At 46.7% G+C, this 14,536-nt stretch carries 14 protein-coding genes and 1 pseudogene; 6 read left to right on the top strand and 9 right to left on the bottom strand.

The annotated features are described in order from the left end of the window. Positions 1–73 precede the first annotated feature (73 nt). From ABW391_RS29595 to ABW391_RS17675, 3 genes and pseudogenes are all read left to right on the top strand, one after another. On the top strand, positions 74–388 hold the full coding sequence (locus ABW391_RS29595; RefSeq protein WP_502916335.1) for a DUF6940 family protein: 315 nt from the start codon (positions 74–76) through the stop codon (positions 386–388). Continuing rightward, positions 322–663 (top strand): annotated as a pseudogene (locus ABW391_RS29590) (DUF6940 family protein). The gene ABW391_RS29595 and the pseudogene ABW391_RS29590 overlap by 67 nt, the downstream one beginning before the upstream one ends. A gap of 26 nt (positions 664–689) precedes the next feature. Continuing rightward, a complete protein-coding gene (locus tag ABW391_RS17675) occupies positions 690–1,019 on the top strand; it encodes a hypothetical protein (protein ID WP_353483228.1) in 330 nt (109 codons plus the stop codon). Positions 1,020–1,331: 312 nt separating this feature from the next. Here ABW391_RS17675 and ABW391_RS17670 read toward each other — a convergent pair whose 3' ends face one another. From ABW391_RS17670 to ABW391_RS17640, 7 genes are all read right to left on the bottom strand, one after another. Next, positions 1,332–1,790, bottom strand: a complete 459-nt coding sequence (locus ABW391_RS17670; protein WP_353483227.1) for a DUF4268 domain-containing protein — start codon at positions 1,788–1,790, stop codon at positions 1,332–1,334. Between the two features lie 19 nt (positions 1,791–1,809). Then, the gene (locus ABW391_RS17665) at positions 1,810–2,394 is read right to left on the bottom strand and encodes a Uma2 family endonuclease (protein ID WP_353483226.1); all 585 of its coding nucleotides are present in this window, start codon (positions 2,392–2,394) and stop codon (positions 1,810–1,812) included. Positions 2,395–2,653: 259 nt separating this feature from the next. Continuing rightward, a complete protein-coding gene (locus ABW391_RS17660; protein WP_353483225.1) occupies positions 2,654–3,610 on the bottom strand; it encodes an energy transducer TonB in 957 nt (318 codons plus the stop codon). 228 nt (positions 3,611–3,838) lie between these two features. Then, a complete protein-coding gene (locus ABW391_RS17655) occupies positions 3,839–4,573 on the bottom strand; it encodes a nucleotidyltransferase family protein (protein WP_353483224.1) in 735 nt (244 codons plus the stop codon). Positions 4,574–4,681: 108 nt separating this feature from the next. Continuing rightward, positions 4,682–5,830 (bottom strand): Gfo/Idh/MocA family protein, encoded by a 1,149-nt coding sequence (locus ABW391_RS17650; protein ID WP_353483223.1) that lies wholly within the window; start codon positions 5,828–5,830, stop codon positions 4,682–4,684. Positions 5,831–5,968: 138 nt separating this feature from the next. Continuing rightward, positions 5,969–7,174 carry an MFS transporter gene (locus ABW391_RS17645; protein ID WP_353483222.1) on the bottom strand — a complete coding sequence of 402 codons (1,206 nt, stop codon included), beginning with the start codon at positions 7,172–7,174 and terminating at the stop codon, positions 5,969–5,971. A gap of 62 nt (positions 7,175–7,236) precedes the next feature. Then, complete coding sequence (locus ABW391_RS17640; RefSeq protein ID WP_353483221.1) at positions 7,237–7,995, bottom strand: 3-keto-disaccharide hydrolase; 759 nt, start codon at positions 7,993–7,995, stop codon at positions 7,237–7,239. A 223-nt stretch (positions 7,996–8,218) separates the two neighbouring features. Between ABW391_RS17640 and ABW391_RS17635 the strand changes: the two genes are divergently transcribed. Then, the gene (locus tag ABW391_RS17635) at positions 8,219–11,320 is read left to right on the top strand and encodes a VPS10 domain-containing protein (protein WP_353483220.1); all 3,102 of its coding nucleotides are present in this window, start codon (positions 8,219–8,221) and stop codon (positions 11,318–11,320) included. 146 nt (positions 11,321–11,466) lie between these two features. Continuing rightward, complete coding sequence (locus tag ABW391_RS17630) at positions 11,467–12,105, top strand: Uma2 family endonuclease (protein ID WP_353483219.1); 639 nt, start codon at positions 11,467–11,469, stop codon at positions 12,103–12,105. A gap of 36 nt (positions 12,106–12,141) precedes the next feature. Here ABW391_RS17630 and ABW391_RS17625 read toward each other — a convergent pair whose 3' ends face one another. After that, complete coding sequence (locus tag ABW391_RS17625) at positions 12,142–12,801, bottom strand: LbetaH domain-containing protein (protein WP_353483218.1); 660 nt, start codon at positions 12,799–12,801, stop codon at positions 12,142–12,144. Positions 12,802–12,991: 190 nt separating this feature from the next. Between ABW391_RS17625 and ABW391_RS17620 the strand changes: the two genes are divergently transcribed. Continuing rightward, positions 12,992–13,435: a DinB family protein gene (locus ABW391_RS17620; RefSeq protein ID WP_353483217.1), complete on the top strand. Its 444-nt coding sequence runs from the start codon at positions 12,992–12,994 to the stop codon at positions 13,433–13,435. 6 nt (positions 13,436–13,441) lie between these two features. Here ABW391_RS17620 and ABW391_RS17615 read toward each other — a convergent pair. Continuing rightward, on the bottom strand, positions 13,442–14,536 hold a 1,095-nt coding region (locus tag ABW391_RS17615), incomplete at its 5' end, for an anhydro-N-acetylmuramic acid kinase (protein WP_353483216.1).

The following is a 14,536-nucleotide window of genomic DNA, read 5'->3' as shown; positions in this document are numbered from 1 at the left end:
TCATCCGCGCTGCTATTGTTATCGCTTTGGCCTCACATACAGCTTTCACTTTATACCTTGAACCTACTGAAACATGTGGCAAGCTTACCCTATAACTCAAACCCAAAGTACAACGCTTCAATTCCAAATCAATAAACAGGACGAGCTTCTATCCTTTGCCCATGTGATTCAACTCTGGCAAAATTCCGCCCCTTTTCGCAGCTATTTCAACTTCCTTCTCGCCGAAGTCCCCTTTGAAGCCTTCTATTGGGAAGTCGCGCTAATGATCAAAACTAAAACCAGTCTTCCCTTTGAATATTTGTCGTCATTGATAGCGCACCTTTGCGCCATATCATTCCATATCAAAGCGCTTTTCAAGAACATTTTGTTACAGATAAAGCAGTCGTAGATTTTTTGAACCTGGGCAAAGACGCCCATTTGCTGGTGCCTACTCCGATTGGTGATGCGGGTTGTTAGGCACATCTAGCTCAATTTGTACGGCATGCCCCAGCGGCACAACAGGATGAATTTTGGAAAAGGGTCGGTGAATTGTACTGCGCAGGGTTGAATGACCAACCGCTGTGGCTCAGTACTGCGGGATTGGGCGTATCCTGGTTGCATTTGCGGCTGGATTCGAGGCCGAAGTATTATCGGTATGAGGGGTATAAGAAGTGGGCTGGTTGATGGGGTATTGAAGGAACCTCTTTACCTTGATTCTTGTTGAAATAATGTTTATTTTTATTGCCGTAAATAAAGGAAAAATGAGCTTAGCACAAATAAGGGAAGAATTGCACCAGCGCATCGATATTGCAGACGAACGGCTTTTGCGGATGGTCTATGTGATGACGGAGGCTTACTTGGAAGAAGAGGAGGAGGATGCCGAATTGGCCCAAATCATCGCTAGATATGATCACTCCGGCCCCTGGAAACAAATGACTGAAGAAGAATTGATGGAAGATTTAAAAGAAAGTATAGCTGAGGCGGATAGAGGTGAATATATTTCTATTGAAGACTTGAAAAAAGAAATGGAGGAATGGTGAATATTTTCAAAATCGTATTTACATCTAAGGCTCGCCGCAATCTGAGAGGTATTTCTGATCATTATCAGAGGACTGCATCGCCAAGAGTGGCGAACAAAGTTCGAGAAGGTATAATTGATTCAACGTAGAAGCTCAAAACATTTCCTCATAGAAAACCCATTCTGTCCGGAACAGAAGATATGAATCCGCCAGTTCGTTATACCAAGAAATGGTCCTTCAAAATCCTGTTTAGAATTTTTTCTGGCAAAAATCAGGTACAGGTTTTAGGGATTAGACATGATAAGGAGCCACCAGAGAAGACGGTCAAAAGTGTCAAATAAGGATCGTTAGCAAATACTGGTCAAATGCAGTTATAAATTTAGGCATGCATTCCAGGAAAAAATTATTGATTTTAGGCCAATCTTTTTCTTGAGAATAGTCGACATAATTAATTTCGATAGAAATCCTACTACTACCATTAGTATCCATTCTTCTCCAGTTAAGTTCCTGGTTTATACAAGCATTGATCTTGCGTCTATGCTTATCTAATTCATCAAATATCTGCTTGTTTACTTCTTTGTCAGGAGTTCCAGTTCCAATAAGGAGCATAATTTTAGCATGCCCTTCTGCAACATTAAACCAGTATCCTACATTTGGTATAATTTTACTGGTTGCTCCTAACCAGCCATTGGAAGGCAAAGATTTTATTTTGTTGAACTTATTTGAAATTTTCTTGATTTCTGGAAGGAACTGCGCCCAAAATTGAATTATTTTATTATCCGCGCTTGACATATTTCTGTTTTTTGAATCCTCACGCAAACAACTCCTCCGCACTAATCCCCAAATCCACCAAAGCCGGAGCCGCGCTACAAATCATTTTTCCCCGACAAATGGTCACTTGTTCAGGCGAAGTGAACACATGAACTTGTTGGGATTCTGGATAAATGTGCCAAACGACTTGTACACCAGCAAGGAAATATTCGTCGAGTTTTTTATTGATCTTATTGGCGTAATCATTCGTTGAAATGACTTCAATGACCCAGGGTGCAACCTGATTTTGGCCACTCCACATCATGGGGAGTTGTTCTTTGGTGTAATAAGCGATATCCGGCCTGCGAATTTGTTCGGTTAGCGTTCCCATATCCGTCTCTGCAATCAACATTCCTCCAATTTTAGCCGCTGCCGTATTCAAAAAAAGGCCAAGCAATAAGTAGTAAAATTTAGATTGCTCTTGATTCATTCCTGCATATTTTTCAATTACTCCATCATTCCACTCATATTTATAGCCGTCTTCACGGTTGGTGTATTCCCGCAAAAATCGTTCTTTCGAAACCCGGCGAGGCTTCACCGAAGTCTTTTTGTTTTTGATTTCCTCTACTGTACTTAAAGTGGACATTTTTTGCTTTTTTACAAATCTACAAAACAATAACCAAAAAATCCAGCCCTATCCCTGAGGCACTGCATCCCCCCCTCTGCTATTATTGTCGCTTTGGCCTCACGGTTATACACTGAACAGTTAAAAATGTGGCAATCATCAACGATAAATCACAACTCAAACCAGTCTTCCCTTTGAATTTGTCGTCATCAACAGTGCCCCTTTATACAAACATCTTCTGGATTTATCCCGCTTTCTTCAAAGAAGAGAAATGACTTTATCACTTAAGTTTAAACCGAATGGGCAAATAAATTACTACTCGCTCAGGGTTTCCATTTAACTTTCCTGGATTCCAGTAGGGCATCAGTTTCATTAACCTTATTGCTTCGCGATCCAAGCTTTCGCTGACGCTCTGTGAAACCATTAAACTAGAGAGCCTACCATTCTTCTCAACCACGGAATGGACTATTACCGTGCCTTCAATGGATGTTGCTTTGGCATCTTCAGGGTATCTCAAATTATTGGCAAAAAAAAGTTTTAATCCTTGCTGACCACTTGGAAAAGCGGGCATCTCATCCACATTTTCATAAACATGGGAAGTAGCCTCTTCGTCAACTTTGAAGTTTACTACAATTTTTTGTTCAGACGGAATAGCTTGACCATCCTCTGTAGCGGGAACCCACGTGGGCATAGCTTTAATCAACCGGATGGCTTCTTCATCGCAGCCAGCACCAATTCCTTTCAAAGCTTTGATGTTGTCTAATAGGCCATCTTTTTTTACGGTGAAACCAATGATGACCGTTCCAAAAACGCCATTTGCCTCGGCAATAGGTGGATAATCCAGGTTTTCAGCAAGAAATTGTTTCATTTTACCACGACCTCCCGGAAAGGAAGCTGGTGTTCTTGTACCTGGGAAATCGTAATTGAAGTACAGTTGATCTCTGATGTTATTCGGAACCAAAGCATGGTCATTAAGGGTAGATTCAGATGGGGCAGGTAAATAGTAAATAATGGGTACACTGATATAGCAAGCTACGGGGAGATCATCATTAAGCGCTGGGTACCAGTTGGGCATCTTCGCAATCAACTTGACTGCTTCCACATTGGCTGTATCATTATTGCTCCAGATGGCTTTAGGTGATCGAACCTTACCATTGGAACCTACTACAAATTTAACGATAACCAGTTTCTCTACGGCAAGATCCGTTACTTGTGGAAAACCAAGGCCAGTATCCAAATATTTTTTCAGCGCAGGGATACCTCCAGGAAAGTTGGGTAATTCATCTACTTCTGTGAGTGGTACGTTTTGTGCACGAAGGTGCAAGGAGCTGAACAATATGAGCACAAAACAAAAAAAAGGAGAGTTGAAAAATAGTTTCATGAAGTCCGGTTTTTATTAAAGTTAAAGGAAAAGAAGTCATTTTATTTTTTTTAAGGGGCTACTTTTTTCCAAAAATAATCAGTCCTATTCCTCTGGCAGCACCGCCTCCAAAACCCCCTCCGCCAACTCCAACTGCGGAATTTTTCCCACATCCAGCCAAATGTCGTCGTTGTGCGGATAGGCCAGTACCCGTTCGGTTGCCGAGGTATTTAGGTAAGTATCGATGATCGAAAAAATACTTTCTTCTTCCGGGAAAAAATCAAAAATGCGCGGGCTGATGGCGTGAATGCCGCTGAAACACCAGGGGCTGAGGTTGTTTTCAGCATGCGACAAGCGCTTCTCGCCGGTTTTTTCATTGCCCCAACCACAAAGTTGCCCTTCGGCATTGAACAAAAAATAACGCGAGCTCTCCCTTTGTCGCACGGCCAGAGTAGCCAGTGCGCCGCTTTGTACATGCGTTTGATAAAGCTTTTGAATATTCAGATTGGTCACTACATCCGCATTTAGGAGTACAAACGGCTCATCTTTCAAAAACCAGGCGGCATGTTTGAGCCCGCCTCCCGTATCCAGCAATACATCCCGCTCATCTGAGATTTGAATGTTGATCCCGAAATGGTCATTGCGGGCCAAAAAATCAATAATCTGATCGCCAAAATGGTGGATGTTGACAATGATGTCCCGACAGCCCGCTGCTTTGAGGCGCAGAATGGCAATTTCCAGCAAAGGATGCCCTTTGATGGGGACTAGCGCCTTGGGGATGTTATCCGTGATGGGGCGAAGTCGAGTGCCGAGGCCGGCTGCGAAGATCATGGCGCGCATATAGCAAGTTGAAAAGTTGAAGAGTTGAAAAGATAAAAAGATGGTCGCCGAGCGAAGCCGAGGTGCCCATCTTTTTATCTTTTCAACTCTTCAACTTTAAACTATGAACTAAAATTTCACCCACTTTGCAGTGGACTTTCCAGATTCAATTACTTTTTCAATAAAGCGCATGCCGCGTACCCCATCCTTGGCCGATGGGAAATCGAGCAGGGGATCTGGGGCTTCTCCGGCCATGCGGGCTTGCACGGCCAGCGCGAAATTGCGGTAAATATTGGCAAAAGCCTCCAAATACCCCTCTGGATGACCCGCTGGAACCCGGATATGGGCATTGGCCTCAGGGCTCAGCGGGCTGATTTTAGGGCGGTAAATTTCTTTTGGTTTGTCCAAACGGGATACCAGCAGAGTGTTTGGCTCTTCCTGGCGCCAGTACAAGCCACCTGTTTCGCCGTACACCCGGATGTTGAGGCCGTTTTCTTCACCTGCCGAGATTTGGCTGGCGTGCAGAATCCCCTTGGCGCCGTTGTCAAAGTGCAGCAGCACGTTGCCATCGTCGTCCAGCAGGCGGCCTTCCACGAAGGTGCTGATATCGGCACACATTTCAGTGATTTGCAGGCCGGTGATGTATTCAGCCAGGTTTTCGGCGTGGGTACCAATATCGCCCATCGCGCCCGCGATACCCGATTGGTTTGGGTCGGTGCGCCAGATGGCCTGCTTGTAGTTGTTGTCTTCTTCTTTTTTGGACAGCCAGCCTTGTGGGTATTCCACCACCACTTTGCGGATTTTGCCCAATTCGCCGTTGCGGATCATGGCGCGGGCTTGTTTGACCATTGGGTATCCGGTGTAGTTGTGGGTAAGGGCAAAGATCAAGCCGGTTTTTGCAACCAGGGCTTCCAATTCTATGGCTTCAGCCATGGTGAAGCTGATGGGCTTGTCGCACACCACGTGAAAGCCGTTTTCCAGGGCCATTTTGGCTGGGCCGAAATGCACGTGGTTGGGTGTCACGATTGATACAAAATCCATCCGCTCGCCTTCTGGCAGCAGCAGCTCTTTTTCAATCATTTCCTGGTACGTTCCGTACACGCGATTGGCCGGCAGGTACAGGTCTTCCCCTGAAAGGCGAGAACGCTCGGGGTCGCTGCTAAAAGCGCCACAAACCAGTTCAATATGGCCGTCAATGGCAGCAGCAATGCGGTGTACGCCTCCGATAAAGGCGCCGCGGCCACCGCCGACCATTCCCATTCTAATTTTGCGTTTCATGATCCGTAGGTGTTAAAATTTTGGATAAAGATAAGCCTGAGGAACGATTTTTGCCGCATCCTCAGGCTTAATTAACCCACGATTTTTTTTGTGGGACTTGCGATGTTGTAAGCTATAGAAGCTGAAAAAAGACTGATGTTAAGCGTTAGTTTTTATTTTTTTCACCCAAAAAAACAGAATGGTAAACAGCACAATCAATATACCCGGGAATAAGACCATGGTTCCCAAAGTAGCCTGACCGGCTGCCAATTCCAGTTCATCACCAGTAAGTCCGGTTGCAGCAGCAGCTGTCTTATCGGAATCAATCCAACGCCCAATAATGGGCTGAAAAATTGAGGTGGAGAACATTCCGACTGCACCGATAATCGACATCCCCAGGGCACCACTGGCTGGTATTTTGTCTGCAATAAAACCAATCATATTGGGCCAGAAATAAGCTACCCCAAATGCAAAGAAAATTGCAGCCACGTAGGCCATTGCTCCGGTTTGAGTACTGAAAAGAAATACTCCAATGGTAGCAAGAACGGCAGACCCAAGAAGTACCCCGGTCTGATCAAATTTGTGCACAACTTCTCCGCCAAAATACCTACATACAGCCATCAAGCCGGTAACCAGGGCCAGAATCAACATGGGTTGAGCGCCACTCTTTGCCAATATCAAACTCGACCACTGTTGCGGGCCAAACTCTGATATTGCGGTTAAGGCCATACAAACCATCATAAAAATGAACAATGGCGAAATCATCGCTTTAAGGTTCATGGACAAACTGGCCTCTTCCTTGGTTTTAGCTACCGGCCAATCCTGGCCAAAGAACAAGTAAGCATATACCAGGGTAGGAAGTAAAATAACCCAAATCTGCGCCTCCCAACCAAAACCGGCATCAGTCATAAATTTTGAAACCAGGCTACCGATGACTATTCCTCCGGGAAACCACATATGAAAACGATTCAACATTTTGCTCATGGTGTTCCCTTCAAAAGCGTCTGCAATCATCGGATTACAAGCCGCTTCCGTGCATCCATTTCCTATTCCAATGAGCAAAGTGGAAATAAGCAATCCAATGTAGCTGCCTGAATAAATAGTCATAATAATACCAGCTGCATGCGCCAAAAAAGCAAACTGCATAATGCGCTTGCCTCCAACCGTGTGATAAATTAATCCACCGATTACCATGGAAATCGGAAACCCGAGAAACCACATGGAGTTAATATATCCCAATTGCTCAGCTGACAAACTAAGCTCTTTACCAAGCTGGGGTAGGATACCCGCCCTGATGCTAAAAGACAAGGCGGTCGTGATAAGGGCAAAACAACTGCCGTAAAAAAGTCGTGTTTTGTTGTTCATAGCAAGACCGAGTTAAAAGTGTCTGTTGAATGTTGTTTGTTTTAGGCTTGTTTCAAACCTGTTTATAGTTTCCGCAATTTGATGTTGCGGAAGGAAATTCCATCACCGTGGTCTTGCAGACCGATCCGCCCTTTGCTGAACGTGGCATATTGGGGGTGGCTTTTCCACTTGGTATTGGGCAGTAAACTTTTAAATTCAGCGGTGCCAATATCCGTGGAAATGACCATTTTTCCATTCATCCAATGCTCCACTTTAGTCCCCTTACAAATTAAGCGAATCTTGTTCCACTGTTCAGCGGGCTTAACTGTTTCAATTGAAGATTCAATGACATCATAAAAATCGCCAGACCGGTGCTTTTTGATTTTGGCGTCGGGGTGGCAATCGTTGTCCAATAACTGAAACTCAGGCCCGGTTTGCCAGGGGGAACGAAGGGAAGGATCTTCGTGGATGTGGTAAATCAAACCACTGTTGCCACACTTGGCGATTTTCCACTCCAGGCGCAATTCGTAGTTTTCGTATTCTTCCATTGTAATGATGTCACCACCGCTTATCTGATAGCCTTCGGCATTTTTGTTGGAAACATCCAGGTAAAGTATACCATCGGCCACCTTCCAGCGCTCGCCAATGGTTTGTTTGTTGTAATTGCGCCAGCCTTTGATGGTTTTTCCATCAAATAGCAATTTCCAACCCGCCGCTTTTTCAGACGCAGTAAGGGTATTGGGCGCACTCTCTGGCGCGCTAGAGTTGTTGGTTACTACAAATGCAGTACCTACCGCAAAAGCTGCAGCCAGGAAGCACAAGGATAAAAATCTGTTTAACATATCGTTATAACTTTATGAATGGCGGACTAAAAAAAAATCATTGGTCGGGGTTATAGGGGAAATAGGATCAGATAATGTATTTGCCACACTAAGGTACACAATGAATTTTATTTTTTAAAAAGAGTTGATGACAAAATATTATCGGGATTTTTTTTCAAAAAATTCAAACAGGTGATTTAGCACTAAAAATGCGGAAATACCTATCTTCCCCGGCAAAAAAAACATGCGGAAATTGATTGTAGGCATGGTTCTCCTGAGTCAGGCATGGCTCAGCATCGCCCAAACCACCAAAGACCCCAATAGTGTCATTCAACATGAGTTGTTGACCGAACTGAAATACCGTCACGTAGGCCCCAGTCGCGGAGGCCGTGCTACGGCCATTTCAGGGGTTAGACAAGAACCTTTTACTTTTTATTTCGGATCTACCGGCGGCGGCGTATGGCGCAGTACCGATGCCGGAAATAGCTGGGACAACCTTTCTGATGGTCAAATAAAATGCGGTTCCATTGGCGCCATCGCCGTTGCGCCTTCCGACCCCTCAGTCATTTATGTGGGTACGGGTTCGGCCTGCCCAAGGGGCAATACCTCTGCCGGAATCGGAATGTACAAAAGTACCGACAAGGGTAAGACCTGGCAGTTCATCGGCCTGCCCAAGTCGGGCATGATCGGCAAAATTGAAGTGCATCCCCTCAATTCTGAGGTGGCCTTTGTGGCAGCGCTGGGCAATCCTTTTGGCCCCAATCCCGAGCGGGGCGTGTACCGCACCATTGATGGGGGCAAAAACTGGCAACTGGTGCACAGCGCCGGAGACTCCACAGGCTGCGTTGATCTCGCCCTCGATCCCAGCAACCCGCGGATTCTTTACGCCGCCATGTGGCGCGCCGAGCGCAAACCCTGGACAATCCACGACGGCAACGCCAAAGGCGGCCTCTGGAAATCGACCGATGGCGGTACCAGCTGGAAAAAACTGGAAGGTGGACTACCTATCGGATTGCTTGGCCGGATTGGCGTTACAGTTTCTCCCGTCAATCCGAATCGACTATGGACCATCGTCATTACTCCCGACGATGCTACTTCGGGGCTTTACCGCAGCGAAGACGCTGGCGAAAATTGGTCGCGCGTTTCTCGCGATCACAACTTGCAACAAAGGGGCTGGTATTACAGCCACGTGACTGCCGATCCCAAGAATGAACACGCGGTATACATCAACAATGTAGACCTGATGAAGTCCATTGACGGAGGCAAAACCTTTGACGAGATAAGGGTGCCCCACGGCGATTGCCACGGGATCTGGCTCAACCCAGACAATCCCAATATCATGATTGATTGCAACGATGGCGGAGCCACGGTTTCCCTCAACGGCGGCAAAACCTGGACTTCTCAGCACAACCAGCCTACTTCCGAGTTTTACCGGGTGACAGTCGATGAGCAATTTCCTTACTTGATGTACGCGGGACAGCAAGACAACAGTACCATCAGCGTACCCTCGCGCGATCCGGGTGGGATCACCCATACGGAGCATTGGCATGAGGCAGGTGGTGGCGAAAGTGCCGATATTGCGGTTGACCCTAAGGATCCCAATCGGGTATGGGCAACAACCTACAGCGGCGAAATCACCATCATGAATCGATCTACCGGACAGGCACGCCAGGTGACTGCTTATCCCCATTTTACCGAAGGCACCGAAATGCGCGACCTCAAGTACCGTTTTCAGTGGAATGCACCCGTATTGGCCTCCAAGCACGCGGCCAACACCGTATATTATTGCTCCAATTATGTACACCGCTCGTCTGACAATGGCCAAACCTGGCAAATCATCAGCCCGGATCTCACCCGCAAAATGGATCAATACCTGATCATGCCGGGTGGCCCGATTCAGCACGATGCCACGGGAGTGGAAGTGTACAGCACGGCATTTGTGATTGAAGAAGCACCCCAAACTGCTGGCGAACTCTGGGTAGGCAGCGACGATGGCCGCATTCACCTGACCCGCGATGGCGGCAAAACCTGGATAGAAATCACCCCTAAAGGCATCATCCCATTTGAGTGTACCATCAACAAAATCGAATTGTCGGTACATGCTCCTGGACGGGCTTTCGTAGCGGTGCAAAATTACCGCAACAACGACTTTAAACCCTACATCCTGCGCACCAACGATTACGGCAAAACCTGGCAGTTGCTCACCGATGGCAAAAATGGCATCCCTGCCGGGCATTTTACCCGCGCCATCGCGGAAGATTCCAACAAAAAAGGCTTGTTGTTTGCAGGAACCGAATACGGCATGTACGCTTCTTTTGACGACGGTGCTCACTGGCAATCCTTGCAACTCAACCTGCCTTACACCCCGATCACCGATCTGGAAAGCCACCATGGCGATCTGGCCATGAGTACCCAGGGGCGCGGATTCTGGCTTTTGGAAGACGTCAATGTGCTCGAACAATTGCAAAATGAACAAGCCAAGGCAACCTTACATTTGTTCAAACCCCGCGATACTTACCGCACCAATGTGAGTGGTTACCGCGCTGTATTTCATACTTATCTTGCTGAAGCTCCGGCCAAAGATGCCGAGAGCAAGGTGGAAATTTTGAACGCAAGTGGTCAGGTCATCCGCACCTACAGCACGAAAGCCGAAGGCCAACGCAGCCGCATCGAATTGAAAAAGGGCTGGAATACTTTCTCTTGGAACCTACAACATGAGGGTGCCATCAATGCCGAAAAACTGGTACTGATGGAAATGAGCGTGCCCATCATTGGCCCTCCGGCCGCTCCCGGTGATTATCAGGTGCGGGTAAGTGTAGGCAAAGAAAGCAAAACCCAAGCTTTCAAAATATTGCCCGATCCACGCTGGAAAGACGTAGCCCAGGATGCCTACCTGGCCCAGGAAAAACTGGGTCTGGAAATGCGCGACCTGATCAGCGATTCGCAGAAAAAAGTGAAAAACTTGCGGAGTTTGCGGCAGCAAATTGAAGAAGCCGCTGGGTTGGCCGTAAAAGCTGGACATGCCACCCGCATTCAGGAACTTGCTACCGAATTGGGCAAAGGGCTGACCGCGGTGGAAGACGAAATTGTACAAAACCAAGCCGAAGCCGGCCAGGATAACTTCAACTACCCCCGCCGCTTCATCAACCGCATGGCGCGGGTGTACAGCGTACTCATTTGGGACAACGACCGCCCAACCGGAGGAGTGATCGAGGCTTATGCCGACATGAAAAAAGTGTACGATGGAATCGTAGAACGGTATGATCTGGCGGTAAAGAACACCCTAGAAAAATTCAATAAAGTGCTGGAAGAGGAAAAAGTCCAGAGGGTGATTGATGTGAAGTGATTGATTTGAAGAAATTGACTGGAAGAGCTGAAACAGTACTGGACATTTTATTTTAAACAGAGAAATCGCGTATAATTTGTTAAAAAATAAAGTGTTCAGTACTTTAAATAAATTATCGTATTTTTAAGTCAAATTGACTTGATACTATGGATTCTGCAATAGCCAATAAAAGTGACAATCCTCTGGCGCTCTTAAAGCCTAAGAAGAAACCACGTTTTTATTCGTTGGAAGAATACCTGAAACGGGAAGAACGTGCACTGGAGCGACACGAATATTTCAATGGTACAATCATTGCTAAACCTACGGCAAAAGGACCCCACAACATCATTGTGATGAATACGGGAACTGCGTTGAATAACGCAATTGATGAAGGCAATAAATCGTATACGGTATTGGGAAGCAACCAGAAGGTATACCTCCCGACGTTGAATTACGGACTATATCCTGATGTTTTAGTGGTTTGCGAAGAACCTGAATATTGGGACGAAAATGAATTGTTGTTAATAAATCCATTACTTATTGTAGAAGTGCTTTCCAAAAGCACCCGTTCTTATGACCGTGGAAATAAGCTGAGGGAATACAAGACCTTGACTTCTTTCAAAGAGTACATGCTCATTGAACAAGACAAATACCAGGTAGAAATCAGCTTCAGAGAAGAACAAAATTTGTGGAGAGATACTGTAATCACTGATCCAAATGGTATGGTAGAGTTGAAATCTATTGGATGTTCAATATCAATGGCGCAAGTTTATAAAAAGGTTTTTAGAGAAAGTAAATCAAAATAAGTCAGCTTCATTTTTGCTTGCAAACCAAAAATTCACTCAACTCCGCGGATACACCTGCCCATCATTCTTGAGCGTACTCCCGGATTGAATGTATCCCCTTACCGGGCACAAGGGATAAATCACCACATTCCGCTCTACGATTGTTCCGGGAAACAACACGGAGTTGCAACCAACCTCCACATGATCGCCGATTAGGGATCCAAATTTATTCAATCCCGTTCCCGTTTTTTTGCCATCCAGGTATACATGAATTTCGTCTCCAGTAGATTTGAAATTGGCCAGGATTGCGCCAGCTCCGAGGTGTGCCTTATAGCCCAGAATAGAGTCGCCAGCATAATTGAAATGCGGCACCTGCACCTTGTCAAACAAGATGACATTTTTCAATTCCGTTGAATTGCCCACCACTACCTCATCACCGAGCAGCACATTGCTCCGAAAATAGGCAGCGTGCCGGATTTCGCAATTGCGCCCAATGATGGCCGGGCCATTGATCAAGGCTGTTTTTTCAATATAAGTGCCTTTTCCCACCCAAACCTGTGGAGCAATCTCTTCAAAATCAGCGGGCAGATTTTTTGCCAGTTCTTGCAGGTATGCGGCCAATTGAGGCAATGCCTCCCAGGGGTGATTCACCCTTTGCAGTAGTGGTGCCGCCAGACTGTGGCTCAAATCGAAAAGTTGGTCAATCAAGGGATTCATAATGTGCCAGGTTTTAGAGATGCTCTAATGCCGCAATTTCAATAAATTTTCGTAAGTATCCACCAAATAATATCCAGCATTTCCTTCGATGGACTTGCCCAATTTTTAAAGCAATATCCCCGAATTTAGGTTAACTTATCCCCTTTCAACCCCCGACGGGAGTATTTCTTTGAGAAAAACAATCGACCTTATGAAATCCTTTTTTCAAGACCTCTATGCGTTCAACCACCATTTCAACCTGCAATTGATTGAGCAATTTGAGCAGCATGAAGCATCCTTGCCCGAAAAGTGCATTCCATTGTTCAGTCATATGCTTAATGCGCATCAAATCTGGAATGCCCGCATGCTTGAATTGCCTGCTTTTGGCGTTTTTGATGTCCACCTGGTGGCAAATATTGCTCAAATCGCTGAAAACAACCAGGCCCATTCTCTGGACATTCTGGAGCGTTTTGAGCTGGCACAGGTCATTGTTTACCGCAATTCCAAAGGCGAGGTGTTTACCAATACGGTGCAAGATCTGTTGTTTCACGTGATCAACCACACCACCTACCACCGGGGCCAAATCATGGCAGATTTTCGAAATGGAGGCCTGGAGCCACTGGTGTCGGATTATGTTTTTTTCCGCAGGAAATAGAGACCCCTACCCCGGCCAGCAAATTTTGCCCATCACCACTGAAGGTACCTTGTGCCGCCCACCAAACGAAGTATGTCCGCCTGCGATGGCCTCATTGGCCAAGATGGCAAAAAGCACCGCTTCTTTGGCATCGCCGGGGATGCCGAGCACCGCCGTAGATTCAAAACTTGCTCCGGGAAAATGTGCGCGGATTGCGCCCGTCAACGCTGGATTGTGTGCACCACCACCACTGAGAAAAAAAGCGAATGTTTGATCGCCAATGGCACGTTTGATCCCGGCTACAATGGTATCGGCGCTGAACTGTACCAGGGTGCGCAACAAATCTGGCGCATCCAGATCTGAGGAGTTGGTTTTTTCCTGGGCTGCCGCTAAGTAAGACAGATTGAAGACCTCTGGGCCGGTGGTTTTGGGAAACGGAGCATCAAAAAACGGATGGTCTTTTAATGCCAGGAGCAGGGGTTCGTGGACTTGTCCGGCTAGGGCAATTTTCCCATCTTCATCGTACTCCAGGTGCGGATAAAACTTGCGGGTGATGGCGTCCAGCAATGTATTGCCCGGGCCCGTATCGGTGGTAAAAACCTTGCTGGCGTCCAGATCGCCGGGCAAGTAAGTGAAATTGGAAATGCCACCCATATTGAGTAAAATGCGGTCTTGACCCGCTTCGGCAAAAACAAAATAATCGCCGTACACCGCCAGCGGTGCGCCTTCGCCACCCGCGGCCACGTGCCGCATCCGAAAATCTGCAAGGGTGATGATGCCCGTAGTGACCGCTACATGATCGCCATCCCCAATTTGCAAGGTCGCATTGCCATAATCTGCCTGACCATGCTGGGTTTTGGGCGCATGAAATACCGTTTGGCCATGACTGGCCACCAGATCGACCTCGGCGGCATCGATGCCCCATTTTTGCAAACAGGCATTGACCATTTGGCCATGCAGGATGCCGATGTGGGGATTCAAAAGGCAAAGCTGTTGAAAATCTATTTCTCGCTTCGCAAAAACCTTACGGATTTCTGCTTTGATCCAGGAACCGTAGGGTACGGTGGCAAATTGTAAAAGCTCAACCTGGGTTTGCGTTCCTGATCCGCTTAGTGCGCAGAG

Origin of the sequence: Haliscomenobacter sp. (assembly GCF_040403615.1) — a bacterium.
Lineage (GTDB): Bacteria > Bacteroidota > Bacteroidia > Chitinophagales > Saprospiraceae > Haliscomenobacter.
This window is presented reverse-complemented; position numbering and strand designations above follow the sequence as displayed.